This window comes from Nocardia yunnanensis, assembly GCF_003626895.1.
Lineage (GTDB): Bacteria > Actinomycetota > Actinomycetes > Mycobacteriales > Mycobacteriaceae > Nocardia > Nocardia yunnanensis.
On record NZ_CP032568.1, the window covers coordinates 7854868 to 7881797 of the forward strand.

Below are 26930 nucleotides of genomic sequence, written 5' to 3' on the forward strand. Positions count from 1 at the left end.
TTTCCTCGTAACTTAGCGGGGCCGACCAAGTTTGATCTTTCGGCATTCCATGGTGGAGTGCACTGCATGGCGGAGACCAAGGGCGAGTCGGGTCTGTCGCAGCAGTACTTGTGATGTGCGGTCATACCTTTGCTGACCAGGGCTGGTCGACGTGTGAGTTCTGTCGAGGCGATCGGCCAGCAACGCTGGAGGTCAACGTGTTTGGTCTAGGGCTGCAGCGAAGAGAAGTCCAGGCGGGGGGTCTGTGGCCAGTTGGTGTTCGGCGTGGTCGGGTCCGCGTCGCATGTTCGAACATACGTGTCAGTGCCATGGTGCAGGATGGTTGCAGGTGACGCTCGCTGGCTCCAGAACAGCAGTGGCGATTAGGGTGAGTCGCGTTCGAGCGGATGTTGGCTACGGGCGGGGCGGATGGAGGGACGATGGCGGGGTGTGAGAACGAGGCTCATGATGACGATGTGGTCCTGCCGGCCCCGGTCGGCGAGGACGGGGAAATCGATTGGGACCAAAGGCGTCGGATAGCGATCCAAGCGTGGGAGTGGGGCCGGAAGGAAATGGCGCCGAAGCCGCAGAGGCCGGTACCCGGCTCGAGATTGGCGGCTCGGCAGGATCCCTCAGCGGGTTCGCCGGAAACTACACACCGCTCTATCGAGCTCAGAACGAACATCGGTACCTACGGCAAGCGCTGATCGCTCAGTACCAGCAGACCTACGACTGCAGCCTGGTTGTCATGATCGACCAGATCAGCATGGATAGCGTCACGTTGCTCGCAGAAGTGCTGCATGATGTCGATCCGTCGAAGGATCTGCACATGCTGCTGGGTTCGCCCGGCGGTGACGGCGAGACAGCTGTACGGCTGGCTCGGATGGCGCAGGCGGCCGGCAAGCGGTTCGTGTTGCTGGTGCCGGAGGCGGCCAAGAGCGCGGCGACGATCCTGGCGTTGGGTGCGCACGAGATCATCATGGGCCCCACATCGGATCTGGGACCGATCGATCCGCAGATCCTGATTCCCGAGCGCGGTTACGTCGGGGCCAAGAACATCATCGCCGCCGTTGAGCGGTCGTTGAAAGAAGTTGCTGCAGAACCTAATACGTTCCCGCTGCATGCAGCGATGCTGGCCGGCATCGACGCCACGGCGGTTCAGCTCGCGCGGTCGGCGTTGGCGCGGACGGGGGATTTGGCTCGTCAGGCAGTCAGTTCCAATCCAGATCGCACGACCGGTGAGGTCACGGCGTTGTGCAAGAAGCTGGACAAGCCCTTGATCAGCGCACCGCATTCTCATGGTGCGTTGATCGGTGCCCGAGAAGCGATCAAGGCGGGCCTACCCGTGCGTGAGATGCAGCCCAAAGATCCGCAGTGGCAGCATATTTGGGCAGTGTGGACACAGTATTTCGCGGTGGGGCCGGTTCACAAGTTGATTGCGTACGAGGGGGTCAAGGCATCTCAGGTACGCGGGGGCTGAAGTCGTCGCACTGACCGCACTGTCGGGGTGCGCCGACGTCCTCGCACCCCGGGATTGTTCATCATGCGGGCGGTGTGAAGCTCAGGGTCCGGTGGTCGGCGTCGAAGGTGACCGATCCACCGCCGTGTGCGAGCAGTTCGCGAAACATCCGATACCCCTGGATGATTGCTGACTCCCAGTCGGCCGGTGATCGGACTCCGACCTCGAGAGTGGCGGTCATCATCGCGATCGCGTTGAGCACGCTCTGGTCGAGACGGGTGATGCCGTCGAGGTGATTGTGCACTTCGCCATAGGCGAAGGCGAACGCGGCGACTCCCTCCTCGATCACGATGCCACGGCCGCCGTCCTCGGCCTCGTCGAGATCGGCCACCGACTTGCGTTTGCGCTTGAGTAGTGCGCGGGTCACCGGGGACCAGCCGAGGATCGTGGCGTAGGCCAGGTGGAACACGTCGTGGAAGCGGTAGCCGTCATCGTTGAGGGCATTGTCGGTGAGCGGGTCACCGACTTGGTGTCCGTCCATGTGCACCGTCGCCTCCCACCGTCCCTCGTCGTTGCGGCGCTGCCGGAATTCGTAGGTTCCGCGCCGAGGTAGCTGTTCGTCGGCGGGGGCTTCGATGTCGAGTTGGTAGCCGGGGGTCGGCATCCATCGGGTTCTGGTGCGGTGCAGGTTGGCCTGCGCCACGTCGTCGAGGTCCAGGCCGAGGTTGTCGGCAATGGCGGCGACGTACCAGAGGATGTCACCGAGTTCCTCGCGCATCTGCTTGCGCCATCCGGCGTAGGATTCGCCGTAGCGGATCCGCGTTTTCGCCACCGCCGCAACCGATCCCGCCTCCGCGGACAGCCCCAGCAGGTGGACTGTCAAGTCGGCTCCTGCTTGGTTGGTGTGCGATGCCTGCTGCTGATACTCACTGAACTTCACGAGCGCTCCTTGTCGGGATTTCGATCGAGTCTGGTGGAATATCCAACAATGTTGTACCATCGAACATGGCTGTTGGGAAACCCGACAAGTGGAGATGGCTGATGACAGAAGCGGACGTGGTCGACTTGATCGTCGAGCTGCTGGCCGAGGATGCCGGAGAGAATCCTGGCCAGCTGCACGCCGAGCTGTTGGAGCTGGGCGACGACATGCCGATCGACTCGCTGCTGGGTGTCGACATCCTCGCGCGGGTACAGAACGCGACCGGGACCTTCCTGCCAGCCACCGAGGAGACGGCCTGGGCGATGAGGTCGGTGCGACGCTTCGCCCGAGCGGTCTTCCGCCAGCTAGAAGCACAGCGATCGGAGTCGGCATGAGCAGTGTGGAACCTGAATTCGGACAGGACGAACTAGCGCGACGACTCAGAACGACCCGCGAGTATCTCGGGTTGTCGCAGCAGTACGTCAGCTCGGCAACCGGGATCGCGCGCTCGGCGATATCGGAGATCGAGCGTGGCAACCGCAAGGTCGACAGTCTCGAGCTGGCCAAACTGGCTCGCTTGTACCAACATCCTGTCGGCTACTTCCTCGGTTCAGAGGTAGCCAAGGCGGAATCGGCGTCGGCGATCGGCCGCATACTCGGGGATCTGAACAATGAGGACCGCGAGCAGGTGCGCAAGTTCGCCGAATTCCTCAGCTTCAGCCGCCGCAGCGAACGAGCCTGAGAACGGCGACGGCGATGTCCTGGCACATGGCAAACCGGGTTGCCGCCATCGCGGCCGCCCACGCGCACGACGCTTTCGAGGTCGATCCCACCCGCACACCTATTCAGGTGGCGCCGGCGATCGCCCGTGCCGAACTGCCCTTGATGTGGCAGCCCATGCCCAGCCTGTTCGGCGCCTACGTCGCCAATCCCGGCGAGCCTGCGGGGATCCTGGTGAACAACCGGCTCTCCCGTACGGTCCGCCGTCACACCGCGGCCCACGAGTTGGGACATCACTGGCTTGGACACACTACGTCGCTCGATCTCGGGGTCGATGCCGATTCTGAGCATCAGCCGAACGTGGTGGGACACCGTAACACCCCTGCGGAGAAGGCCGCCGAAGCATTCGCTGCCTGGTTCCTGATGCCGCGCCGCGGGGTGGCCACGACGATGAAGCAGTTGCAGCTGGCGGGTATCGAATCGGCGGACCAGGCATACCAGCTGGCGTTGCATCTGGGGACCAGCTTCCTCGCTACCGTCCGCCAGCTCGCCTCGCTGCGGTTGATCACCGCTGAGCAGGCACGAGCATGGTCACGGATCGCGCCTGCGACCATCAAGAGGCGGCTGATCGGGGAACTGCTCGACACCACGCGTGACGTCGATGTCTGGCATCTGGGCCGCGGTCGAGGCCGCGTCATTCATGCCAGCCCGGCGGACATGCTGATCGTTCCCACACGTGATGGGCTCGAAGCGATTGAGGGCCCGATGACGATCAAGGCCCGCACCACGCGCGGGGTCGTACTCACTGGCAGTTCTGTCGAGGCTCCAGCCACCGCCTTGATCCATACCTGCGACGACGTGATCACCGTCGTCATCGAACCTCGCCCCCACGGACTGGACCTTCCCGGGATCGTCGACCCGGCTGCAGCAGAGAGCATGTGATGAGCCATCCCATTCACGTTCACGCTCCGGATCTATCCACCGCATGGCTACAGACCACCCTCGCGGTACACGCCGCACCCGGTCGGCGCGCCCTGCACACCGTGACCCATATCGTCGACGCCGCCAAAGTCGAGCAACCGCGTATCCGTGCCGCCGCCGACGACCTTCTCGACGAAATAGACCTGCAACCGGTCGACACCGTGGCCAACACGATTTTCCCGGCGGCCCTGGCTCTGCAGACCTCGAATCCCGCCGAACTGGCCGAGCGGTATCGAAGGCTCTACCCGAGTCTCAAGCGTCTGGAACGGCGGAACAACCGTGGCACCTACTTCCTGCGGTTGGTCGCTTACCCCGCTGAGAAGGGCCCTGTCGACCAGCTCGGCCATCTCATCGACACCCTCATCATGGAGCGCGCCAACGCCGCGCCCAAACGCGCCCGTTACGAAACCTCATTGCACGTTCCCGATACCGAGATCAGCGTGCCGATCTTCGAGCCTGGCCGCGACACCACGGCCATGGCGTTCCCCTGCCTGTCGCTGCTGTCCTTCCAGCTCGACGGCGAACACCTGCACGCCGTCGCGCACTATCGCTCGCAGTACCTCGTCGCCCGAGGCTACGGCAACTACATGGGCATATGCCGATTGCTCGGCTACGTCGCGGCCCAGGTCGGCGTGGGTATCGGCGCCGTGACGGTGGTGGTCGGACAGGCGCACGCCGACCATTTGCGCCGCGATTTGACCGAGGGACTCCACGCGCTGGCCGCGGACCTGGCACTGATCTGACCCGTGCTCTCGCGACGTGCGTGCCGGACGGCGGTATGCATCCGAGGATTCACCAGCGGCGGGGCGCGGCAGCCTGGAGCCTGGCGATCACGGCCGGGTCGTCGAGCACCTCACGGCAGGTGCGTACATAGTCCAGCAGCTGCGCGCCGCTGCGGTCTTGATCGCCGCTTTCGAGCATCTCGGGATGGAATTGAGCCTCCACGCGGGTGGCCAACCGGTCGAGGGTGCGAACTACCAGCAGCAGTTCGTGATCAGGCTGCCGATCGTGTTCTGCGGTCATGGGTCTCCGTTCGTCTGCGGGTTGCCTCACCGTACGCGGGAACGATCGTGTGATGGGTTTTCGGGAGCTGTGGATAGTCCCCACTTCGGAGGAAACCAGGCTGGTGTTGCGGTGTCGACCGGTTGGAACTTCTGTTTGATGCGTGTGCGGCCGCTGAGTCCGGTGATCGTGGGGTGCGCGACGCGCGCGTATTTGTCGACCTCGCAGAACAGGTTCTGGCAGTCGATCAGCTGTAGACGTCTGCCGAACAGTCCCCCGAACGCCAGGCCAAGCCGTTCGAAGTGCTGTTCTTGGGTCTCGGCCATGTAAGCGATCAGCGCGGACTCATACCCTGCCGAGGCAGGGCCGAAGCATTTGCGGATACCGTCGCGCGCTCCGGGCCCCGCGACGACGAAGTCCATCTCGCTGAAATCCAGGACGGTGGTGTAGTTGAGGTCGATCAGGAACTGGAACGCCAGGAAATCGCCGATGGCTGGGTAACTGCGCAGTAGCTCGAACGCGCGCTGCATGGTCGGGGCCCCTGTCAGTGCATCGGGCAGCCCGGTCTCCATCATCTGCGTGAGTAGTCGCAGGTGGTTGATGTGCTTGCGCTGCCCTCCCAACGCCGGTGGCGGGATCACGTACGCCGCCGAGTACAGCCGCTGACCTCGTGTGAATGCATCGTCGAGTACCGCGCTGAAGGTTGCGATGTCGAAGGTGCTGCTACACAGCTCGCCCAGTTCTTGCTCAAGCAGCGTCCATGTGGAGATCTTGTTGAACATCTTGAACAACAGCACCCGGAACACCAGGTTGTCGCGTTCCTGCGGACCGTCGTAGGCGACCTGCTTGATCAAGAACTGACTGACGCGGTCGGCGGCGCGGAAACAATTGGTGAATCGGTGAGCACCGAGGATCGGGTCATCTGTCCACGGGCCGGGCTTGCCGACCAACCGTGCCTCGTACACTGCCTGCCGCCGAGCGGCGAACCTCCAGTACGTATCGAACACCGGAGTCGTGTCGAAGGACCGGCCCCCGGCGTTGACCCTCAGCGGTGACCAGGCCAAAGCTGGGTCGTTGGTGCATGCATGCGCGTCGAGTCCCGCGATCTCGTACTGTGTTGCCGCTGCAGTCAATTCGGACACCTCGCGTGACGTGAATCGCTATACGTGTCACTGTATATCAGTGATGCTATCCGTGGACGGTCCTCACGCAGACCGCTCAGCGGCGTTATTCAACAACCGCCACTTGGTCACCGTCGTGCTAGCAATAGCCGATACCGACTTCCCCGCGGAGTTCACCACTCGCCAGGTTGCTGTTGCGACCGGTCTGGCCGACAGCCTCATCCGCCCGATCCTGCAGCGCTTCCTCGCCGCGGGATTGCTGAGTCCGGTCACCGCGCCGTCCAGCATCCGCGGCGCCAAATACTTTGACGCACAACTGAACTCCCCTGCGTGGCGGGGTTTGATCGCTCTATGCCGTGAATTAGCGGGCTCGGATCGACTATGACGGCACCAGGTGAAATCGGAGCCTGGAAAGGGGTGATGACAATGGGTTGCGCTGACTTCTCGATCTGGGGACGACCCTTGTTGCTCGCCTGAATGGATCCAGGCGGGCAACGCGGCGGCCGGGCCACCCGCTGCGCGATCTCCGGCGTCAGAAAGCGAACCGGGTGCGGCGGCTGACCATGGGTTCGGTGAGGTGAACCATGAAGGTATGCAATCGTTTTCTCATGGCAGAACGCGGCTGGATTGACACGAAGCCAGTGACGGCGCAGATGACCCTGCGGGCTCCGCGGGTTGCCCTTGTTATTCCGGCTGGGCCTGACTGGCATCTTGCAGCGCGGCGGGCACTACATGCGGCAAGCCAGGTGTGGGGTGGTGCAGGCTTCGTGGTCGTTCCTTACGAGGACGACGGAACCGTGCACGCGACCCTCCTCGCGGCTGTACGTGAATACGACCCGGACTACGTGCTCCGCCTGCGCGAGGATCTTGTTGGGAGCAATGAACAGGGCAACTCGGATGCCGGCGAGGTGGCCCGTCAGGCGATCAGTGCAAGGTGCTCGGACTATCGGACAGCGACAGCCGCATCGATAGCGGTTCCGGGGCTTGGCGATTCCAGGTTGTCGTTCTTCGACGCTGGTGGCGCCTCGCTGTTGACCGCAGTGGCTTCGTTCGGTGAGATGGTGTCTTCGGCGTCTGTGGGCGCAGCGTCTGGCCTGAACGACTGTCTTGGTGTCGCTGCCGCATCCACGTGGGGACAAGCCGATCAGCCGATTGCCACCGACACCAGCGACGGCGATGAAAAGATTCGCCGTCGAGCTGTCTACGCCATCCTGGCAGGAACTCCGCCGAACAATATCCGGGGCGTTACCAACCTCGAATGCGACGACTCGAACCTGTGGTCCGATTTTGCAAGGACGAGTATTGGGCTGGAGGCGTGGTCCCTCCTCGGTCCGGGACCGACACCGGTGCTGATGGTCTGGGGAGGTAGCGCAGCCGATTTCGCCTTGGCCATGTCCTGGGATCGCACTTACGGTCAGGGAACTTGGATACCCGACAGCTGGTGGTCCACGGCGCTGATGCAGGAATCGGTGGCACTGGGGCTACAGCGAGTTGTTCAGCGAGCCGGTGATATCGGTAGACAGATCGTGGTTACTTCGATGTCACTCGATCTTGATCGTGTGCAGAGTTTGCTCAGCGAGGTGACGGCGCGGATCGCTCAAGCCTATCCCGGTGGTCGCGCTGGGGAAGGTGACCTTTCGCAGTTCCGTGTTGTTGCTCCCCAATCGCTGGAATTCGGTCGAAGTAACAAGTGGCAGTACACAGTTCAAGGGCAATACGCGACGCAGTGGTCGGAGACGGTCACCGACGACGGTGGCTCTCTGGAATGGGAAACGTTGCCGCCGATCCCAGCGGTCGACCTCACCGAGTTGCGCGCCGTCAAACGATTGTCGTGGCAGGTGGAGATGAGCCTTCCCGAGCACGACATCCCCGGCACACGGGCTGTAGCGACCAGTGCTCTGTTGCGGCGCGGAGAGCCACTGAGGTGATCTCAGCGACTTTCATTGGTGTCGGCCGTGTTCGAAATGGGTGAGGACGAGTGCGGCTTTGACGATGTCGCCGATTTTCTCGGGGCTGGTGGTGAAGTGGCGCAGGGCGCGCCAGCGTCACGAACACATCCGGCTTTCGAGCCACCGGCATCACCTCCACCACCGGCAGCATCACCGCTCACCCGCCGAGGATCAACCCGCCACTCCGGACAACGGTTTCAGCATCAACCTTCCCGGACGCGGCACAGCCCTCGGGGAAGGTCAGCGTGAAACACGTACCACCGGAGGTGGATTCCACCTCCGGCGTCGCCCGGTGCAGCGCCGCGACCTGCGCCACGATGGCCAATCCCAGCCCGTGCCCGGGCGTCGCCCGCGCCGACTGGGAGCGGTAGAAGCGGTCGAAGATGTGCGGCAGATCCGCCGCGGGAATCCCGGGCCCCGAATCACGCACCGAGAGCGCACGATCGGCGACGACGACGCGGACGAGACCGTCCGGCGGACTGAACTTGGCGGCATTGTCGAGCAGATTGGTGATCGCACGCGCCAGCCGAGCGGGCACACCCTGAATCGTCACCGGATGCAAGTCGGCCTCGAAACCCACTGCGGGCCAATGCCTTCGAGTGACCGCAAGGCAGTCGGCGGTGAGCAGATCCAGCCGCAAGTCCTCGAGGTTCTCACGCACCGCGTCCGGGTCGTCGGCACGCGCGAGATCGATGAGGTCGGTGACCAGCCCCGAAAGCTCTTCGGACTGCACCCGCAGCGCCGCCACCGTCTCCGCCAGATCACCCGCCGGCATCCGCTCGGCACGCCGCAGCAGATCGATATTCGTGCGCAAAGCCGTGAGCGGAGTGCGCAACTCATGTGAGGCGTCCGCGACCAGCCGCTGCTGCGCGGCACGGGACTCCCGCTCGGCGGTGAGCGCGGCATCGAGCTCATCGAGCATGGTATTGACACTGACCGCGAGACGAGCCAGCTCATCGGACCCGGACACCGCGATATGATGCTTGGGATCCCTTGTCCGAGCGACCCTTTCGGCCGCATCGGTGAGCGCGCCCACCGGCGCGAGCGCGCGGCGAGCCAGCACCGTGCCCAGCAGCGCCGCCAGCAGCAGTCCGGCGACCGCCGCCGCCAGCAGCGCCAGCCCGACCCGTCGCCGTCCGGTATCGACGGTATCGGCACGCTGCGCGACCTGCACCGCACTGCCCGGTTCCAGCTGGACGGTGTACATCCGCATGGGATAGCCGTCGAGGCTGAAGTCGGTGAAGAACGCGTCCGCGGATCCCGCTGCCACCGCGCGGGTTTCGGCGTTCACGGGCAGGGACTGATCCGGCAGATGCTCCGACCGGATACCCCCGTCCGCGCCGACCACCTGCACGCAGCTCGGCGCGGCCAGGTACCGGCAGGGCCCGGAGATCGCCGCCACCGACGGCTCGGCCGGAAACTGCCGCGCGATGCGGGTGGCCTGCCGGCGCAGGCTCAGATCGAGGGTGCTGTTCAACTCGTGCCCGACCACCACGTAGGCCGCCGCCGCCATTCCCGCCAAGGCCAGCGCCATGGCCAGGACGAAGAACACGGCGATGCGACCGCGCAATCCGAACCGGCTCACGAGGACCCCAGCCGGTAGCCGACGCCGCGCACGGTGTGGATCAGCGCGGGCTGCCCCTCGCCTTCGATCTTGCGTCGCAGATACCGGATATAGACCTCCAGCGAATTCGAGGTGTGATGCCCCCACACCCGCTCGATCAGGGTCTCGCGCGGCAGCGCCTGTCCCGCATTGCGCATCAGCACCTCGAGCAACGCGAATTCGGTTCGGCTGAGCTCGATCTCACGCCCGCCGCGGTGCACGGTGTGGGCGGCGGTGTCCAGCACCAGATCCGCGGTCGACAGCGTCGCGCCGTCCTCGGGATAGGTGCGCCGCACCAGCGCCCGCACGCGTGCGAGCAGCTCGTCGAGGTCGAACGGCTTGACCAGGTAGTCGTCGGCTCCGGCGTCGAGCCCTTCGATGCGGTCGCTCACCGCGTCGCGGGCGGTGAGCATGAGGATCGGCGTGCGATCCCCGCGCCCGCGCAGGGTGCGGCAGGTGGTGAGGCCGTCCATGAACGGCATGAGCACATCCAGGACGACCACCTCCGGCTGCCAGCGGGCAACCTCGCTCAGCGCGGTCGCGCCGTCGCCGACACCGCGGGCGTCATAGCCCTCGGTGCCGAGGGCGCGCACCAGCGCGTCCCGCACCGCGGCTTCGTCGTCGACCACCAGTACCCGCATTCCACGGATCATACGGAGGAGCTCAGCTGCGGTTTCTCATCCGACTCTCATCTCGTTCGCTGAGCGTGGACGCCATGAGACTTCGGATTCCGCATCGCACCCCGGCCGTCGTGGCGATTCTCGGGGTGGCCGCCGCCGGGCTCACCGCCTGCGGGAAGGACGCGGCCGCCCCGGCACCGCAGCTCGACGGCAAAAGTGTGGTTATCCCGCTCGGGACCGGCACCGCCCGGGTGGACACCACGAATCTGGGCGTCACCGCCACTACCGACGGCGCGCGCTACGAGCTGTCCGCCCCGGCCGCCGACTCCCTCGGCACAGCCGGACCGGTCCGGCTCACCGGCTCGACCGCGACCTGGACCTACCCCGATCGCGCCCTGACCGTGTCGGCCACCACCGAGGACGGCCGCCTGCGCGTCACCGTGCACAGCGACCGTGACGGCACCCTGCACTGGCCGCTCACCGGCACCGACACCGCCACCACGGCCCTGCAGATTCCGCGCGGTGAGGGCCTCTCACTGCCGGTGCGGGATCGGTTCTGGAATGGCCCGGACACCGGCTTGGTCGGCGAATCCCTGCCGCTGACTTCGGGTTTGACCATGCCGTTCTGGGGCTACAGTGTGGGCGCTCGCGGAATCGGCTACATCGTGCCGACCGATATCGGCAGCAGTGTCACGGTGAAATCCGCGGACGGTCGGCTCGTCGCCAACGCCGCCCACGATTTCGCCGCCCGCGCGGGCACCGGCGACTACACGGTGGATTTCGCGCTCACCGACGCCTCCCCCGTGGCCGCCGCCAAGGACTATCGTGCCTGGGTGATCCGCCACGGTGAGTTCCGTTCCCTGCGTGACAAGATCGCCACCAACCCGCGGATCGCCCGTCTGCTGGGCGCCTTCCACGCCTACCTGTGGGGCGACGGCCGCACGCCGGAGGCGGTCGAGCAGATGAAGCAGCTGGGTCTGTCCAAGATGTGGCTGGGCTACGACTCCGGCGACGATCCCATGTCCGCGCCGGCGGTCACCGCCGCAGAGAACGCGGGATACCTTGCGGGACCCTATGATTCGTGGGCCAACGCGCAGGATCCCGCGACGGCCGACAATCCGTCCTCGCGCTGGCCGGGCACGGTCTGGCCCGAGGGTTGCGTGCACCGGACGGACGGCAGCGCGGAGACCGGCTTCGGCGACCGCGGCTGCTACCTGAGTTCCCGAGCGCTCGAACAGGATCCGGCACTCTATCGGGATCGCTACGCCGCCATGACCGCCAACGGCGCGGACAGCTACTTCCTCGATGTGGACGCGGCGGGCGAGTTCTTCGACGACCACTCCCCTGCCCACCCGATGACCCAGCGCCAGGACCGCGACAACCGCCTCGACCGCATGCGCTGGCTGGCCGAGGACCGCAAGACCGTCCTGGGCTCCGAGGCCGCCGGCTCGTGGGCCGCCCCGGTGCTGGCCTTCGATCACGGCGCGCAGACCCCGATCTCGGATCGACTGTGGGCGTTGCAGCGCGACCGCGGGACCTGGGGCCGCTGGTACCCCGACAGCGCGCCGAAATTCTTCTTCCAGCCGGTCGAGCTGCCCGCGGATCTGGTCACCGCCATGTTCGATCCGGTCTACCGGGTACCGCTGTACGAGACCGTGCTGCACGATTCGCTGATCAATGCCGACCGCTGGGAGCTGTCGTACGACAAACTCCCGCAACAGCGGACGATGCGGGCGTTGACCGCCATTCTGAACAACACCCCGTTGAATTTCGTGCTTGACCGCGCGACCCTCACCGAGCACGGCGCCGAGATGGCGCGGCTGCAACAGTATTTCGCACCCCTGCACGAGCGAGCGGCGACGCTGCCGATGACCGACTTCCGTTGGCTGACAGACGATCACCTGGTCCAGCGCAGCGTCTTCGGCGACGGCGAGCTCAACGTCACGGCCAACTTCGGAACGCGGGAGCACGACGGACTGCCCGGCGGCTGCGTCGACGCCCAGCTGAAGGGCGACAAGAACCCGCGACGATTGTGCCCGGCACAGTGAGACCGCGCACGCTCGTATTCGTCTCCGCCGCAGCACTTCTCACCGCACTGACGGCGGCGCACGATGCGGTCCCCGACGTTCTCGGCGCCGGTGTCGCACTCGATACCGCCGCGCCCTGGCTGATCCTGCTGGCTCCGCCGCTGGCTCTGCTCGCCCTCCTTGCCCGCAGCCCGGCCGGTGCCGCCGCATTCCTCGCACCACTCCTGCTGTGGGCGTACACCTTCGGCTCCTGGTGGGCTCCGACCGCCACGGCATCGACCGCGGGGAGTATGCGGATCGTCTCCCAGAACCTCTACGCCGACAACGCCTCCCCGTCCGCCACGGCCCGCGCGCTGGCGGCCACGGGCGCCGATATCGTCGCCGTCCAGGAACTCGGCGGCACCGATCGCGCTCCCGTGCTGCGCATCCTCGACGCGGTCTATCCGTATCGAGAGGAGCGCGGCACGGTGGCCCTGTGGAGCCGCTACCCTGCCTCCGACACCACGGTCGCCGATGTCGGCGTCGGCTGGCAGCGCGGCCTGCGCACCCATCTCACCACCCCGGGCGGCGACGTGGTCGTGTACGTCGTGCACCTGCCGTCGATTCGCCCGGGCGACACCGAGACTCGCGACGATGGCCTGCGCATCCTCTCCCGCCAACTGGCAGCGGACACCGCCCCGCACATCCTGGTGGCGGGCGACTTCAATACCGCCACCACCGACCGGAATTGGCGCTCGTTCGCCCCGGGCTTCCGCGATGCCCAGACCGTCGCGGGCAGCGGCCCCGGATTCACCTGGCCCGCCGCGTTTCCCGTGGCGCGCCCGGACCACCTCTTGGTCCGCGGCCTGAGCCCCCTTACCGCCGCGGTGGCACGACTGCCCGGCCCGGATCACCGCGCGCCGACGGCGACCCTCGCGCTTCCCGCCGCGCCCCGCTGACGCGTCGTCTGAAGCACCGTGGACGTTCCTGACCGCGTGCGGCTGAGCGCTACACCAGTTCCGGGATGCGCGCCCGCTGCCCGCGGGCGCGATACTCCTGGGGCGGGCAGCCCTGCCAGCGCCGGAAGGCCCGGATGAAGGAGGCGGCCTCGGCGTACCCGAGCCGGGCGGCCACCTGTTCGGTCGTCATCGGGGTGTGGTCGAGCAGTTCCTCCGACAGGGCCTGGCGCACCTCGTCGAGCAGCGCGCGGAATGAGGTGCCCTCCTCGTTGAGCCGCCGCGACAGCGTGCGCGGGCTGACGAACAGTTCGGCCGCCACCGCCGCCTGGTCGGGGATCTCACCCGGATTGCGCACCAGCAGGTCTCGCACCAGCCCCGCTACGCCCGTGCGCGCGTGCCGGCGCGTCAGCAGGTCCCGGCACATCTGCTCGCAGGCGCTGCGCGCCCACTCGTTGGCCCGCGGCAGCGGCACATCCAGATACGCGCCGTCGAAGACGATTTCGTTGCGGGCCGCGCCGAAGGCCGGCTCGATACCGAACGCCTCCCGGTAGCGGGCGGTGTCGGCGGGCGCGGGATGGCGGAAACTCAAGCGCCGCAACGGAACCCCCATCGAGAACAGCTCCCGGCCGATCATCTGGATGCCGGTCATGACCCGTTCGGTCAGGAAGGCCCGAACATCCTCGGGCACCTCGCCGTCGTCGAAGCGCAGGAACCCCTCACCCGCGGACTCCTCGAAACTCAATTGCCCGAACGCAAACGCCAATTCGATGTGCCGCAACGCGATATCCACCGCGTCGCGCAGTGTGCGGCTGGCCAGCAACGCCAATCCCCACGGCCCGTACACCGAGATGTGATAGCGGCTGCCCGCCTCGACGCCCAGGCCGGGCTCGTTTCCGAAGCGCGCCAGTAGATTACGCACCACCGCCACTTCCTGCCGGGCGGTGACCTCGGCGTTCGAATCGATCACCGCCTCGGCGGCGAGCCCGGCGCCGGCGAGACATTCGCTCGTCCGCATTCCTCGTTCCGTGGCCAGCTGCGTCAAAATGTGCACGCTGGCGGTGGTTCTGACCAAATCCCAGTCGAACATGTACGCGGTCCTCTTCGACTTTTCCCGACAAAGCCCTGTTCCCGTCGGGTTGGCGCAACATATCAACGGCAGACCGTCCGGTGTGGCGCATCGGATATTTTGGGTGTAGCGCATGGTCACGGACATCGCTGCGACAACAGTCACTTCGCCGTATTCGCAAGTCATGGCGGCGATTCGTCACGTAACAGCCGCGGCCCCCAGGCGATTCATCCACATCCGGTTCGGACGACGACCAGCAATCGAGGTCACCCCACCATGAGCTCCACCGCCATCCTGCTCGTTCCCGCGCTGGCGGCTCCCGCGTTCGGCCTCGGCATCTGGCTGGGCGTTCGTTCGGTTACCGGCGAGACGTCCGCGCGACGCCGCCACACCCGCTGCACCCCCGTCCTGCGCCCCTGGCCCGACCTCCCGCACCGGCCCGCCGCTTGGCCGCCCGCCCGCCGCACCCGATAACGTGCTGCCATGAGCAGCAATCCGACTCGCACCGTCGTGGTCACCGGCGCGTCCTCCGGGATCGGCAAGGCCACGGCCGCCGCGTTCGCCGCCCAGGGGCACAAGGTGATCGGCACCAGTCGCAATCCGGACAGCGTGCCCGCCGCCGATCGGGTGCCGGGCGTCGATTACCGCGCCCTCGACCTCACCGATCCGGCCTCCATCGAACGGTTCACCACCGAATTGGGCGCGGTCGACGTGCTGATCAACAATGCCGGGGAGAGCCAGGCCGGGCCGCTGGCGGAACTCCCCGGCGACGCGGTCGAAAGGCTGTTCCGGCTCAACGTGTTCGGACCCGTCGCCCTCACCCAGGCGGTCCTGCCCGGAATGCGTGAACGCGGATACGGCCGCGTCGTCATGGTCGGATCCATGATCGGCAGCTTCCCCATCCCCTACCGCTCCTCCTACGCAGCCACCAAAGCCGCCCTGCGCGCATTCGCCACCGCCGCCCGCTTCGAGGAGTCCCCGTTCGGCGTATGGCTCACCACCGTCGAACCCGGCCAGATCGACACCGGCCTCAGCGAACGCCGCACCAAATACCTGGCCGACGCCTCCCCCCACACCGCCGACTTCACCAAACTCATGGCCGCCCTCGACAGCAAAATGGGCAAAGGCATCGCCCCCGAGCAAGTAGCCAAAACCATAGTGGCAGCAGTCGATTCACCCCGCCCCCGCCCCCTCTACGCCATCGGCAGCAACGCCCCACTCATGTTCGCCATCCGCCGCCTCCTCCCCCGCACAGTCATGGAAAAACTCATCGCCTCCAGCCACGGCTTGAAACGCTGAGATCAGTCACCTCGGCCACCACACCCCAGCGCTCAGATCGGCGGAGACGCGGGCCGCGATCGGCTCACCCACTACGGGCGATGTCGGCGGAGTGGTAGTCACGGTCGCGAGCTAGCCTCGACCGGTCATGCTGATCTGCGCTGATGGTGTCCTGGAATGGCGAAAGGTGCTCTGAGCTGCGATAGTTCGATTTGCTGAAGATCGAATATTGCAGTCCGAGGAGCACCCTTCTGGTGAAGGCCCTTGGGGTACAGCAGGTTTTAGTCGACAGCTGTCCTACCAAGGGCTTCCTCGTTCATGGCTGAGGCGCGCCGTATCCAGTTCCGTTGCCTACCAACATCATCCAGTCAGGATGAAAAAGCCTCACTGTCCGATGGAAAGCACCTGGTAGCCATATGGTTCGCGGAGTTTCCGGGGCTGACCGAGATGACCGTTTCGGCGTGATGCCAACGGGGATGTCATCAACCTCGATAAAGGTTGAAGGGCGGTCCCGAAACCTATTGGCCAGGACCGCCTTTCGTGGTAGCTGGGACAGGATTTGAACCTGCGACCTCTGGGTTATGAGCCCACGAGGACCCGTCCCACACGGTCCCCCTACGTTCCGGGAAATCCATTCTGTGCTGGTCAACGGGGTTTCGTTCGTCCGTGCTGTCCGCGTTGTGTCACCCGGTCCGCTGGATTTCGCCGTGTCCGGTTGCCAAATCCGTTGCCAATTTGGACGGAATCCATTGCATCTGATTATGCGAAGTCGAACGTCAGCTGGCCGGTCCGGTCGTCATCAGTCCCGTCTGTGCCCCCCGGCTCGGGTTCATCGGCATCGGTTTCCCCCGGATAGTCGTAGGGCAGCGCATACTGATCGGCCAACTGTGCGACATGCAGAGCGAGCGGCAGACCAAGTTCGTCTCGGTAGTCATCGGCGGACCGCTGTTGATGCAGATACATCGCCCATTGTTCTGCACTGTCACGGTCGTCGAAGCCGATCATCGTGAGTTCCAACATGGTCGGGTTCCATGCGTTGTCAGCGGGCCTAATGCGAGGTTTGCCGTCCTTGCCGATATGGGGTGTCAGTTTGCTGTCGTCGATGGTGATGCTGGTCTGGGTGCTGGTCTTGCCGCTCGTGCTGTAGAACACGCGTGTGTTCTCGTCAGCATCGTTCGCAACCCAAAGTCCCTTGCTGTGGCCGCCCGGTGTATCGCCATCGAGTGCCCAGCATTGTGGTGTTTCGTCCCGGGAACTGGTTGCGATTCGGGCGATGCGGAGGTGCCTCCCGTGCAGCGTGAGGTGCTGCAGTGGGCCGTCTCCCAGTCGAATACTGTCGCGGACCATGCCCGGGTTCTGGAGCCATGGCCATCTGTTTCGCGTGTTCTGGGCGTGAGTGAGGATCAGGGTGGGATAGGGGCGTAAGCGGTACAGGGTCTTCTGGATGAATTCGGCCGTGACTCGTTGCTGCTCCGCGGCGGTCTTGAGCGCGTCAGGCCGAACCAGTCCCGTGAGACTGGTGAGGAGTTGCGGGTAGGGCACCCAGTCGTTCATTTCGGAACTGCGTGCCATGATGCAGGGCTGCTTCGGACGAATGAGTACGGCGATCGGAGTGAATTGCGCGCTGGTGTTAGTGTCATCGACCCGGCGTTTCACCAGCCAGAATGCGACCTGGTTCAGGTCTTCCGGAACCACTGCACCGAGACTGTGCTGCGGTACGAACCGCATACCGGCTTGTCGCAGAGCGTCGTCCCACGATGCGCGAGCCCGATGGTCGATGTCGTCGTCCTTGTCGCTGTCGTCGATCGGTCGGATGAACTGCGTGACCACGCCAGCATCGGCGCAACCGATCCGGAGTGCGAACTTGGGATCGGTAGTTCGCTGCTTGAACTTGTCTTTGTCGTCGAGAACGATTATTGCGAGCTGGGTCGGCGTCCCGGTGGTCGCAGCAATCTCTCTGATACGACGAGCGGCTTCCTTCCTCCGGCCGTCGATGACCTGTTCATGTTGCTTACCCTTGCGGGGTTGTTTCCCGTCGTACTCCAACGGGGCGCCGAGCGCGCCGAGCGGCTCCGCATGGACAGTCACCGAAAGCTTCGGCGTGCTCCACGTCCAGTCCGAAGGACCCCGCGAAACGCAGAACCCACTGAGCCCAAGGCTGTCTTCCACCGCCGCAAGCAGCCTATCGATAACCCGCTCATCGTTCTGATGCAGGAGCACCACGGACAACGTTCCCGCAACCGCATCCGCGACCGCCTCGCGACGAATCGTCGCATTCTGGGCTTCGACCTGAGCGCCTTGTTGTCTCGCTTCCTCGATCTCCTGGTCGGTGCCCTTCTTCGTCGGCACTGGTGGCTTCTTCTTGAGCTGCCGGGCGGGATTATCCTTCTTGATCGCGCTGCGATTCAGTGGTGGGGCGAGGACGAAGTCCGGCTCCATGGCCTGGGATACCCATTCGATCAGGCGGCGGCGTTCGTTGGGCATCAACCCCACACCTACCCCGTGATATCCCATCATCGCGTGGTGTACCAGCGCAGCCTGGACACCGTCGCGCCCCTGAATCCAACGGTCGGGTTCCTTGACGAAAACGTCTGGTGCCGGGAGGTTGTCGACGGCCGACAATCCGGACAGCATTCCTTCGGGTCCGCCGTGAACCCACTTCATCGACTGGGTCTGGGAGTTCCATTCCAGTCTCGCCACCGCGAATCGCTGCTGTGGTTGCGGCGCTTCCTCAATCAGAGGATCCGAAGCCAGTAGGTAAGCGCTGATCGCCCGGCCACGAGTAAAGGGGTTGGGGGTCGACACCCAGCGCCGAATACCGCAGCTGACATGGACTCGAGGGATCGATGAGAACGGCACCGTTCGGAGCACCAATCGGATATAGCCGGAGTAGTACCAGGTTTTCGGTTGGTTGCCGTCGGTCTTCTTTCCCTTCGGCGTGTGCGTGCGAGGGGGCCACGAAATCAGTTCTGCGCCACCGCCTATCGCGTCGATCGCCACCCGTTTGAACGTCATTTCCTCGCCGCAGTGGAAGTACGGCGGCAAAGCCTCGATTTTGTCGGCTAGCAACGAGGGGAGAACCCGATAGAGGTGGTCTGACGGCACTCGGGTGCCGCCCACGGACAAGGTGTGTTCGAGCAGATCGACCTGGCGCTGCTGCCATTGCAGTTTATCGAGATCCAGGTCGCGGGCCGTTTTGGTGAACTGCCGGAAGCCCTCTTCGCTGGGGTTCAGATCCCGCAACCATGCCCGGACGAACCGGCGCATTAGCGCTTCGGACGGCTGCTCACGCGCATACAGCCACGGCAGCGTCTCGTCGAACGAGGCGTCGGCACCGACCGCGATAATGTCGGGCACGAGGGTCTTCAGGACCGCGTTGAGACGGCGGATGGGAACCTGCTTGATCCTGTCACGTGAGCGCTCCGGCCTGCTGAGCCTGTAGAGATCGAGGACAGGGTCTCGCCATTCGGCGGGGAAGGCGAGTGTGTAGTAGGGCTGGGAGAGGTCTTCGAGGCCGGGCCGGGGGATGAACGCCGCGGTGCCCAGGTTGCTGTAGGTGACCATAGTGACTTCCTCGAAATTTGTTAGACGAGAACGCGGTTGCGGGTTTGGAGGGCGCGGTACAGCGGTTCGTAGAGTGCCTGGACCAGGGACCTGTCCATCGGTTTCATCTCTGATTCGTCGTCGAAATACGGCTCCAGGACGTGTTGCATGCTGACGAGAAGGCTTGTAGCTGCGGTGTCTTCGGCGTTGAAGCCCGCTTCGCGGGGTGCGAACGCAGCATCGACGAAGACGACGCGGGCTGGCACGCCTCCGCGGACGAGTCGGCCGATTACTTGCCAGATCACGACAAGCTGGTCCCAGGTGAAGGCTTCCTTCTCATCGTCGTTCAGGCTCGACCAGGCCAGACGGCGGGTGAGAAACCGATGCCACTGTCTAGCGGCGCGGCTGCGGAAGATGACTCCGGCCCGGTCCGGAGTGCCTGCCGCAGTGGCTCGAGCACGGAAGCTGTTTCCGCGGATCTCCCGGATCGCCCAATCGTTGATGGCTTGGATGGCCAGGCTGATGTCGTCGGGTCTGGGGTGAGGGCGCGCGAGGAAGTACACGCTGCCGATCGCGGCCTTGCCGGTCGGAAGAACGATGTTGTGGCCTCGTTCGACAGCGAGCAGCGGGGCTACAAGAACCTCACCACGGAAGGTGGCGATTTCGCCGCGTCGGAGCAGATTCGTGGTTCCGCTGCCGACGACCGGGGTCCAGATGTCGTCGAGGTCGGCGTCATCGGAGATGAGCTGGGTGACTCGTCCCTTCCATTCGGTCATGGAGTTCAAGTGTTCGGCCGCGTATTTGGCCTCGTCGTAGCTGCCGACCAGCAGTAGGACCCGAGCACGGTCTGGGTCGTCGTAGCGGATCTCGTCCAGCTCGGCTTGAAGCGGACTGACGGAATCGATCAGGCCACGATCGGGGAGGGCGAGCTGATTCAGCATCTGAGCCAGTGCCAGTCGACGTCGTTCCGGTGGTGAGCCGGACAGTCGAATGGCTTCGCTCTGTTCGGTGTCGGGCCAATACAGGAACTCCGTACGGAAGGTGGTGCTCAGGACTGCCTCGACCTCACGCTGGTCCGGTTGCAGGATCGCTCCGACATCGGTGTGGATGTGGTAGCGACTCGATTTTCCGGCCCAGCTGGTTCCGGACATCAGCAGGACGTTCGGCCCGGGAAGGTTGTCGGATGCCGGAATGTCCGGCAGGGTCAGCAGCAGTTCGCGACCTACACCGTTGCAGCGGAAGAACCGGAGTTCCCCGCTCTGGTCGCCATCGCTGTTGCGGTCGCCGGGCTGGAATTGGAAGCCGAGGATGTTTCCCATCGGAGATTCCGGAATGATCGGTTCGTAGTCCTTGGGCGGGCGCCGGGACAAGACGTTGGAGGTGTTCTCGAGGTTGAGAGCCGCTTCAACCCGTGGCCAGAGAATGGTCATGAAGTCGAGTCGGTTGTGCAGCGCTGCCAGCACGAGGGTGAATTCGAATCGAATCGTGTGCTGGTCGAGTTCGTCCCCCGCGACGGTGTCTGGACCGACGAGTTCAGCAAGGATTTCCTTGACCCGCTTGCGAGTTGTCGACTCTCGCGGTGCATGGAACAGTTCCAGCGTGAGATGGACGAGCTTGTTCACCATGGATGTCGTCTCAGGGTCACTGTCCACGGGCTCGGTGAGTTCTCGCAGAGGATCGTCCCGGAATGCGTCGAGTACAGCGTTGACACGATTCAGAGAATCGAGGTCCGCGCACCCATCCGAGATGCCCTCGCTCGTACGGGCTTCCGGAAACCAGTCTCGGATCAGTAGCCGATGCAAGGTCAAGGCGCTGAAGTAGTCCTCACTGATCCACTTCCGCAGTTCGGGATTGCTGATCAGCAGCGAGTACAGCCGATCGGCAGCGGCGCTGACGGTGTTGACTGCATTGGTCCAGTCGTCGACATCGCTTTGCGACAGCTGGATTCGCCCGTCGCGGGCCAGCTCGTTGATCTTGTGCCCGGTAACCTCGTCGAGCCACGAGTTCGGGGAACGACCAACAAGCGTCGTAGCCGGAGCGAAAGCACTGTCGAGTTGCATCTGAACCCGGTCGGCCTCGTCGACGATGATCAGATCGCTTCGGCGGCACGCCAATTCCAAGTACCGGATCTGTTCGTTGTGCAACGCGACGGGGACACCACTGTGAACAAGGCTGGCCGGGGTCGCTACCCATACTTGAGCATCGACGAGAGCCCGGGCTCCATGGTGACGAGGGCAACCTGCCCACAGTGGGCACGTGTGCCTCTTCGGCTTCTTCGGCTTACGCCTCGGAGCTTCGGCGTTGCCATTGTCCTGCTCCGTAGGTGGGTCGCTGGGGAAGAGGTTGTGGCACGGAGCTTCACCGATTCGCAGTGCATATCGGGTGTGATGCCCGCGCAAGGCGTCTGCCGGGCACGCGCTGCTGAGGAATGCGAACCCGGGATGGTCGTGTGCCAACATGGATTCCGCACCCGCCGTTGCCAGCCGACGATGCAGCCGCTCGATATTCCGTTCTCGAGTCGAATGGCCGAGCACCGGTGCGGCCGTGATACCCAGGCGCGTGAATTGTTCGGTGATCGCCAAGGTTTCGGCCACGTCGCCAACCACCAAGGTGACCCGGCGCCCTGCGTGCTTCGCTGCCCAGTAGGTGAGGATGTCGCGGAGAGTGGACTTTCCGGCACCCACCATGCCCACCATGTTCAAGAGCCGGTCGATTCGCAAGGTAGTCGAGCGGGTGTAGCGGTCGCACTCATCGTCTCGGACGAGCAGGCGCACGCGTTTGAGGCGTCGAAACCATGTGGGCGAGTTTCCGGACCGGACTTCTGCGACGTCCATCTCTCGCGCGGCATCTTCCAGTTGCTCCCACGTCGCCTCGATCGGCTCTCCGGCACCAACTGCGGCTTGGTAGAGCGAATGTGGCTGCACTGTGGGCATTTTTGTGAGCAGTTCTGGTGGGAACACGACCGAGGACCGCCGATCCCGCACGGTGAACTCGTACTCGCCTGCCGTTGCAACGGGCACGGCGCGCTCGGCGAACGGTGGTGCTGCGTCGATCAGCTCTTCGTAGACCTCGAAACGATTCGCTGCACGACTTGGGGTCAGCTGCCGTGCAAGTCCGTCTATGTCGGTCAGTTCATAGCCTCGAAGTTCTACGGGCACAGTCCGATAGTGTTCAAGGCTGCGTCGCCATTCATGTCGGCGACGCACATCCCACAGGTAGTGGCGAGCGCGCCGAATTCGCTGGCGTTGCTCATCGGTGGCGACATCACCGAACGCCTCCCCGTAGGGGTATCCGCCGAGCAGGGTCCATGCGTCGGCGGCGTTTCGTTCCGGATTGATCGATTCGAGGAGATACAGTCCCAGCTCGGTATCGAGCATTTGGCCCGGCCGGTAGTCGGTCATAGCGGCGGGCCAGGCCGGGCGCAACTGCCGGGCGAGCTTCTCGTGCCACCCGCTACGGTCACGCATTCTTCGTCCTCCGTGTTGCCGGGCGCGAACCGGCGGCCCGGAGTTGCTTCTTGATGGCGGTGAGCAATTCGGTATCGGATACGAGTTCGATGCGTTCACGAAGTTCGCTCGACGTGTGGTGAGCGAAGACGGTCGGGTAGTCTTTGCGGTCGTCGAACCGGTATTGCGGGATGACCAGAAATGCCCGGTCATAGGGTGGATCGGGCCGCAGTGGTTGTGATCCCCGTGCCAGTAGCGCTGGGTTGGCCCTGTCCTTTACGTCCAACGCCCACACCTCGCCGTTCGGAACGGTGACTCGCAGGTCATAGGTGTCAAAATTGGGCCACATCGCCACTGTGAGCCCCAGCCTCTTCAGCTCAGATTCAAGCGCCGTCTCCGCGATCCCCGGTCCCGTCACGAAGATACGCAGTGGACGCACCAACTGGTAGACGATCCCGTGCCGGTCCATCTCGACTACCCGCCCTATCAGCAATGAGGTGATCTCAGCGACTTTCATTGGTGTCGGCCGTGTTCGAAATGGGTGAGGACGAGTGCGGCTTTGACGATGTCGCCGATTTTCTCGGGGCTGGTGGTGAAGTGGTGCAGGGCGCGCCAGCGTCCGGTGAGCAGGGCGAAGCCGCGTTCGGCCAGGCAGCGCAGCCCGCGTAGCAGAGCGTTCCGGGTGCGGGTGTCGATATCGAGGTCGCGGCCGTCGCTGGGCTGTTTGACCGGGGTGTGCACCCCGATCCCGGCGCCGTCGTATCCGGCGTCGGCGAGGGTCGGAATGATGTTCCGGCGGTGTCCTACTCTCCCACACCCTGTCGAGTGCAGTACCATCGGCGCAGGTGGCCTTAGCTTCCGGGTTCGGAATGGGACCGGGCGTTTCCCCACCGCTATAGCCGCCGTAACTCTATGAAACTGTCACACCCCGCTCACCGCGGGGAAAGGGAGATGCGAGGGCCCAGCCCTCGCGCACCCATTCCCAGGGGTACGGAGCCTCCGCCGGCCTTTCGGGGGTGTGGGGGCTTGCCCCCACGAATTCCCTTCGGGGTCAAGGGGCGAAGCCCCTTGCCGACGGAGTCGTGTGTTGTTTCAGATACTGCACAGTGGACGCGTAGCTTCTTTGTTGGTAAGTCCTCGGCCTATTAGTACCAGTCACCTGCACCCGTTACCGGGCTTCCAGTTCTGGCCTATCAACCCAATGGTCTGTTGGGGGCCTTACCCACTCGAAGTGGTGAGAAACCTCATCTTGGAACAGGCTTCCCGCTTAGATGCTTTCAGCGGTTATCCCTTCCGAACGTAGCAAACCAGCCGTGCTCCTGGCGGAACAACTGGCACACCAGAGGTTCGTCCGTCCCGGTCCTCTCGTACTAGGGACAGCCTTCCTCAAGTTTCTGACGCGCGCGGCGGATAGAGACCGAACTGTCTCACGACGTTCTAAACCCAGCTCGCGTGCCGCTTTAATGGGCGAACAGCCCAACCCTTGGGACCTACTCCAGCCCCAGGATGCGACGAGCCGACATCGAGGTGCCAAACCATCCCGTCGATATGGACTCTTGGGGAAGATCAGCCTGTTATCCCCGGGGTACCTTTTATCCGTTGAGCGACACCGCTTCCACTTGCCGGTGCCGGATCACTAGTCCCGACTTTCGTCCCTGCTCGACCTGTCGGTCTCACAGTCAAGCTCCCTTGTGCACTTGCACTCGACACCTGATTGCCAACCAGGCTGAGGGAACCTTTGGGCGCCTCCGTTACATTTTGGGAGGCAACCGCCCCAGTTAAACTACCCACCAGGCACTGTCCCTGAACCCGATCAGGGTCCGAGGTTAGAGGTCCAATACGATCAGAGTGGTATTTCAACGACGACTCCACACACACTGGCGTGCATGCTTCACAGTCTCCCACCTATCCTACACAAACCGTACCGAACACCAATACCAAGCTATAGTGAAGGTCCCGGGGTCTTTTCGTCCTGCCGCGCGTAACGAGCATCTTTACTCGTACTGCAATTTCGCCGAGTCTGTGGTTGAGACAGCAGAGAAGTCGTTACGCCATTCGTGCAGGTCGGAACTTACCCGACAAGGAATTTCGCTACCTTAGGATGGTTATAGTTACCACCGCCGTTTACCGGGGCTTAAATTCTCAGCTTCGCCGCCGAAGCAGCTAACCGGTCCTCTTAACCTTCCGGCACCGGGCAGGCGTCAGTCCGTATACATCGTCTTACGACTTCGCACGGACCTGTGTTTTTAGTAAACAGTCGCTTCTCTCTGGTCTCTGCGACCCCAACCAGCTCAGGAAGCAAGTTCCGTCACCAGTCGTGGTCCCCCTTCTCCCGAAGTTACGGGGGCATTTTGCCGAGTTCCTTAACCACAGTTATCTCGATCGCCTTAGTATTCTCTACCTGACCACCTGTGTCGGTTTGGGGTACGGGCCGTGTACCAACTCACTAGAGGCTTTTCTCGGCAGCATAGGATCACTGAATTCGCCTCAATCGGCTACGCATCACCTCTCAGGCTATACGAACCGCGGATTTGCCTACGGTTCGCCCTACAGGCTTACACCAGGTATTCCATCACCTGGCCCAGCTACCTTCCTGCGTCACCCCATCGCTTGACTACTACAATCAGGGTCCCGTGCAGCAATTCTCCCTCTCGCCCGAAGGCTCGATAAGAGAACATTTGGACGGTTAGCACAACTGATTCGCCATTGGGCGCGGATACACGGGTACGGGAATATCAACCCGTTGTCCATCGACTACGCCTGTCGGCCTCGCCTTAGGTCCCGACTCACCCTGGGCGGATTAACCTGGCCCAGGAACCCTTGGTCATTCGGCGGACGAGTTTCTCACTCGTCTTTCGCTACTCATGCCTGCATTCTCACTCGCATGGCCTCCACGGCTGGATCACTCCGCCGCTTCCCTGGCCACACGACGCTCCCCTACCCACCCAGACTCCTGGCCCGAAGGCAGAATAATGTCTGAGTGCCGCGGCTTCGGCGGTGTACTTGAGCCCCGCTACATTGTCGGCGCAGAATCACTTGACCAGTGAGCTATTACGCACTCTTTCAAGGGTGGCTGCTTCTAAGCCAACCTCCTGGTTGTCTTCGCGACTCCACATCCTTTTCCACTTAGTACACGCTTAGGGGCCTTAGCCGGCGATCTGGGCTGTTTCCCTCTCGACTATGAAGCTTATCCCCCACAGTCTCACTGCCGCGCTCTCACTCACCGGCATTCGGAGTTTGGCTGACTTCGGTAAGCTTGTGGGCCCCCTAGGCCATCCAGTAGCTCTACCTCCGGTGAGAAACACGCGACGCTGCACCTAAATGCATTTCGGGGAGAACCAGCTATCACGGAGTTTGATTGGCCTTTCACCCCTACCCACAGCTCATCCCCTCAGTTTTCAACCTAAGTGGGTTCGGGCCTCCACGACGTCTTACCGTCGCTTCACCCTGGCCATGGGTAGATCACTCCGCTTCGGGTCCATAGTGTGCGACTGCGGCGCCCTATTCGGACTCGCTTTCGCTACGGCTCCCCCACACGGGTTAACCTCGCCACACACCGATGACTCGCAGGCTCATTCTTCAAAAGGCACGCCATCACCCAACAAGTAGGCTCTGACGGATTGTAAGCGCACGGTTTCAGGTACTATTTCACTCCCCTCCCGGGGTACTTTTCACCTTTCCCTCACGGTACTAGTCCGCTATCGGTCACCAGGTAGTATTCAGGCTTATCGGGTGGTCCCGACAGATTCACAGCAGATTTCACGGGCCCGCTGCTACTCGGGTGTCTCTAACACAAGCCGTTGCGTTTTCGTCTACAGGACTCTCACCCTCTACGGTTGGCCGTCCCAGACCAATTCGACTAACACAACGGTTTCTGACTTGTGCTTACTTCGGCAGAAGTAAGAATAGAGATCCCACAACCCCAAGAACGCAACGCCTGCCGGCTATCACACGCTCCTGGTTTAGCCTCTTCCGCTTTCGCTCGCCACTACTCACGGAATCACTGTTGTTTTCTCTTCCTGTGGGTACTGAGATGTTTCACTTCCCCACGTTCCCTCCACACACCCTATATATTCAGGTGCGGGTGACACGACATCACTCGTGCCGGGTTTCCCCATTCGGAAATCCTCGGATCTCAGCTCGTTTGACAGCTCCCCGAGGCTTATCGCAGCCTACTACGTCCTTCATCGGCTCCTGGTGCCAAGGCATCCACCGTACGCTCTTACACACTTACTAACAAAGATGCTCGCGTCCACTGTGCAGTTCTCAAACAACACAC

At 63.6% G+C, this 26930-nt stretch carries 21 protein-coding genes and 2 rRNA genes; 11 read left to right on the forward strand and 12 right to left on the reverse strand.

Going from position 1 to position 26930, the window contains the following annotated elements:
• Nucleotides 1–529 precede the first annotated feature (529 nt).
• Nucleotides 530–1459 carry an SDH family Clp fold serine proteinase gene (locus D7D52_RS37065; RefSeq protein WP_120743596.1) on the forward strand — a complete coding sequence of 310 codons (930 nt, stop codon included), beginning with the start codon at nucleotides 530–532 and terminating at the stop codon, nucleotides 1457–1459.
• Between the two features lie 61 nt (nucleotides 1460–1520).
• Here D7D52_RS37065 and D7D52_RS37070 read toward each other — a convergent pair whose 3' ends face one another.
• The gene (locus tag D7D52_RS37070) at nucleotides 1521–2378 is read right to left on the reverse strand and encodes a nucleoside triphosphate pyrophosphohydrolase family protein (protein WP_162958854.1); all 858 of its coding nucleotides are present in this window, start codon (nucleotides 2376–2378) and stop codon (nucleotides 1521–1523) included.
• 101 nt (nucleotides 2379–2479) lie between these two features.
• Between D7D52_RS37070 and D7D52_RS38445 the strand changes: the two genes are divergently transcribed.
• Genes D7D52_RS38445 through D7D52_RS37085 form a run of 4 tightly spaced genes read left to right on the forward strand, consistent with a single transcriptional unit; the run spans nucleotide 2480 to nucleotide 4801 of the window.
• Nucleotides 2480–2752 carry an acyl carrier protein gene (locus D7D52_RS38445; RefSeq protein ID WP_162958855.1) on the forward strand — a complete coding sequence of 91 codons (273 nt, stop codon included), beginning with the start codon at nucleotides 2480–2482 and terminating at the stop codon, nucleotides 2750–2752.
• Nucleotides 2749–3099 (forward strand): helix-turn-helix domain-containing protein, encoded by a 351-nt coding sequence (locus D7D52_RS37075; RefSeq protein ID WP_120743598.1) that lies wholly within the window; start codon nucleotides 2749–2751, stop codon nucleotides 3097–3099. Before D7D52_RS38445 ends, D7D52_RS37075 begins: the two co-directional genes overlap by 4 nt.
• 14 nt (nucleotides 3100–3113) lie before the next feature.
• Entirely contained in the window at nucleotides 3114–4019 is a 906-nt protein-coding gene (locus tag D7D52_RS37080; RefSeq protein ID WP_120743599.1) for an ImmA/IrrE family metallo-endopeptidase, read from the forward strand.
• The gene (locus D7D52_RS37085) at nucleotides 4019–4801 is read left to right on the forward strand and encodes a thymidylate synthase family protein (protein WP_120743600.1); all 783 of its coding nucleotides are present in this window, start codon (nucleotides 4019–4021) and stop codon (nucleotides 4799–4801) included. Before D7D52_RS37080 ends, D7D52_RS37085 begins: the two co-directional genes overlap by 1 nt.
• Nucleotides 4802–4850: 49 nt before the next feature.
• On the opposite strand, the gene D7D52_RS37090 is transcribed toward D7D52_RS37085, so the two are convergent.
• Both D7D52_RS37090 and D7D52_RS37095 read right to left on the reverse strand, forming a co-directional pair.
• Nucleotides 4851–5081, reverse strand: coding sequence for a hypothetical protein (locus tag D7D52_RS37090; protein ID WP_120743601.1), 231 nt, complete (start codon nucleotides 5079–5081; stop codon nucleotides 4851–4853).
• 26 nt (nucleotides 5082–5107) lie between these two features.
• Nucleotides 5108–6193 (reverse strand): nucleotide kinase domain-containing protein, encoded by a 1086-nt coding sequence (locus tag D7D52_RS37095; protein WP_222932755.1) that lies wholly within the window; start codon nucleotides 6191–6193, stop codon nucleotides 5108–5110.
• A gap of 112 nt (nucleotides 6194–6305) precedes the next feature.
• On the opposite strand from D7D52_RS37095, the gene D7D52_RS37100 reads away from it, so the two are divergent.
• Entirely contained in the window at nucleotides 6306–6566 is a 261-nt protein-coding gene (locus D7D52_RS37100; protein WP_162958856.1) for a hypothetical protein, read from the forward strand.
• Between the two features lie 199 nt (nucleotides 6567–6765).
• Complete coding sequence (locus tag D7D52_RS37105; protein ID WP_162958857.1) at nucleotides 6766–8109, forward strand: hypothetical protein; 1344 nt, start codon at nucleotides 6766–6768, stop codon at nucleotides 8107–8109.
• Between the two features lie 178 nt (nucleotides 8110–8287).
• Here D7D52_RS37105 and D7D52_RS37110 read toward each other — a convergent pair whose 3' ends face one another.
• On the reverse strand, nucleotides 8288–9715 hold the full coding sequence (locus D7D52_RS37110) for a HAMP domain-containing sensor histidine kinase (RefSeq protein WP_246023547.1): 1428 nt from the start codon (nucleotides 9713–9715) through the stop codon (nucleotides 8288–8290).
• Complete coding sequence (locus tag D7D52_RS37115) at nucleotides 9712–10374, reverse strand: response regulator transcription factor (RefSeq protein ID WP_120744743.1); 663 nt, start codon at nucleotides 10372–10374, stop codon at nucleotides 9712–9714. The genes D7D52_RS37110 and D7D52_RS37115 overlap by 4 nt, the downstream gene beginning before the upstream one ends.
• A 74-nt stretch (nucleotides 10375–10448) precedes the next feature.
• Between D7D52_RS37115 and D7D52_RS37120 the strand changes: the two genes are divergently transcribed.
• Both D7D52_RS37120 and D7D52_RS37125 read left to right on the forward strand, forming a co-directional pair.
• Nucleotides 10449–12401: a glycoside hydrolase gene (locus D7D52_RS37120; RefSeq protein WP_120743604.1), complete on the forward strand. Its 1953-nt coding sequence runs from the start codon at nucleotides 10449–10451 to the stop codon at nucleotides 12399–12401.
• Complete coding sequence (locus D7D52_RS37125) at nucleotides 12398–13318, forward strand: endonuclease/exonuclease/phosphatase family protein (RefSeq protein ID WP_120743605.1); 921 nt, start codon at nucleotides 12398–12400, stop codon at nucleotides 13316–13318. The genes D7D52_RS37120 and D7D52_RS37125 overlap by 4 nt, the downstream gene beginning before the upstream one ends.
• A gap of 49 nt (nucleotides 13319–13367) precedes the next feature.
• Here the strand turns inward: D7D52_RS37125 and D7D52_RS37130 are convergent, their stop codons facing one another.
• Nucleotides 13368–14333: an AraC family transcriptional regulator gene (locus tag D7D52_RS37130; protein ID WP_222932756.1), complete on the reverse strand. Its 966-nt coding sequence runs from the start codon at nucleotides 14331–14333 to the stop codon at nucleotides 13368–13370.
• A 327-nt stretch (nucleotides 14334–14660) separates the two neighbouring features.
• Between D7D52_RS37130 and D7D52_RS37135 the strand changes: the two genes are divergently transcribed.
• Nucleotides 14661–14858, forward strand: a complete 198-nt coding sequence (locus D7D52_RS37135; RefSeq protein ID WP_120743607.1) for a hypothetical protein — start codon at nucleotides 14661–14663, stop codon at nucleotides 14856–14858.
• 9 nt (nucleotides 14859–14867) lie between these two features.
• Nucleotides 14868–15683 carry an SDR family NAD(P)-dependent oxidoreductase gene (locus D7D52_RS37140; protein WP_120743608.1) on the forward strand — a complete coding sequence of 272 codons (816 nt, stop codon included), beginning with the start codon at nucleotides 14868–14870 and terminating at the stop codon, nucleotides 15681–15683.
• 738 nt (nucleotides 15684–16421) lie between these two features.
• Here D7D52_RS37140 and D7D52_RS37150 read toward each other — a convergent pair.
• From D7D52_RS37150 to D7D52_RS37175, 6 genes are all read right to left on the reverse strand, one after another.
• Nucleotides 16422–19226, reverse strand: coding sequence for a pPIWI_RE module domain-containing protein (locus D7D52_RS37150; protein ID WP_120743609.1), 2805 nt, complete (start codon nucleotides 19224–19226; stop codon nucleotides 16422–16424).
• Between the two features lie 20 nt (nucleotides 19227–19246).
• Nucleotides 19247–22672 carry a pPIWI_RE_Z domain-containing protein gene (locus D7D52_RS37155; protein ID WP_120743610.1) on the reverse strand — a complete coding sequence of 1142 codons (3426 nt, stop codon included), beginning with the start codon at nucleotides 22670–22672 and terminating at the stop codon, nucleotides 19247–19249.
• A complete protein-coding gene (locus tag D7D52_RS37160) occupies nucleotides 22665–23168 on the reverse strand; it encodes a restriction endonuclease-related protein (RefSeq protein ID WP_120743611.1) in 504 nt (167 codons plus the stop codon). Before D7D52_RS37160 ends, D7D52_RS37155 begins: the two co-directional genes overlap by 8 nt.
• Nucleotides 23165–23440, reverse strand: a complete 276-nt coding sequence (locus tag D7D52_RS37165; protein ID WP_222932961.1) for a transposase family protein — start codon at nucleotides 23438–23440, stop codon at nucleotides 23165–23167. Before D7D52_RS37165 ends, D7D52_RS37160 begins: the two co-directional genes overlap by 4 nt.
• Nucleotide 23441: 1 nt before the next feature.
• Nucleotides 23442–23558, reverse strand: a 5S ribosomal RNA gene (gene rrf, locus D7D52_RS37170).
• Nucleotides 23559–23776: 218 nt separating this feature from the next.
• Nucleotides 23777–26887: ribosomal RNA gene (locus D7D52_RS37175) — 23S ribosomal RNA — on the reverse strand.
• Between the last annotated feature and the right edge of the window lie 43 nt (nucleotides 26888–26930).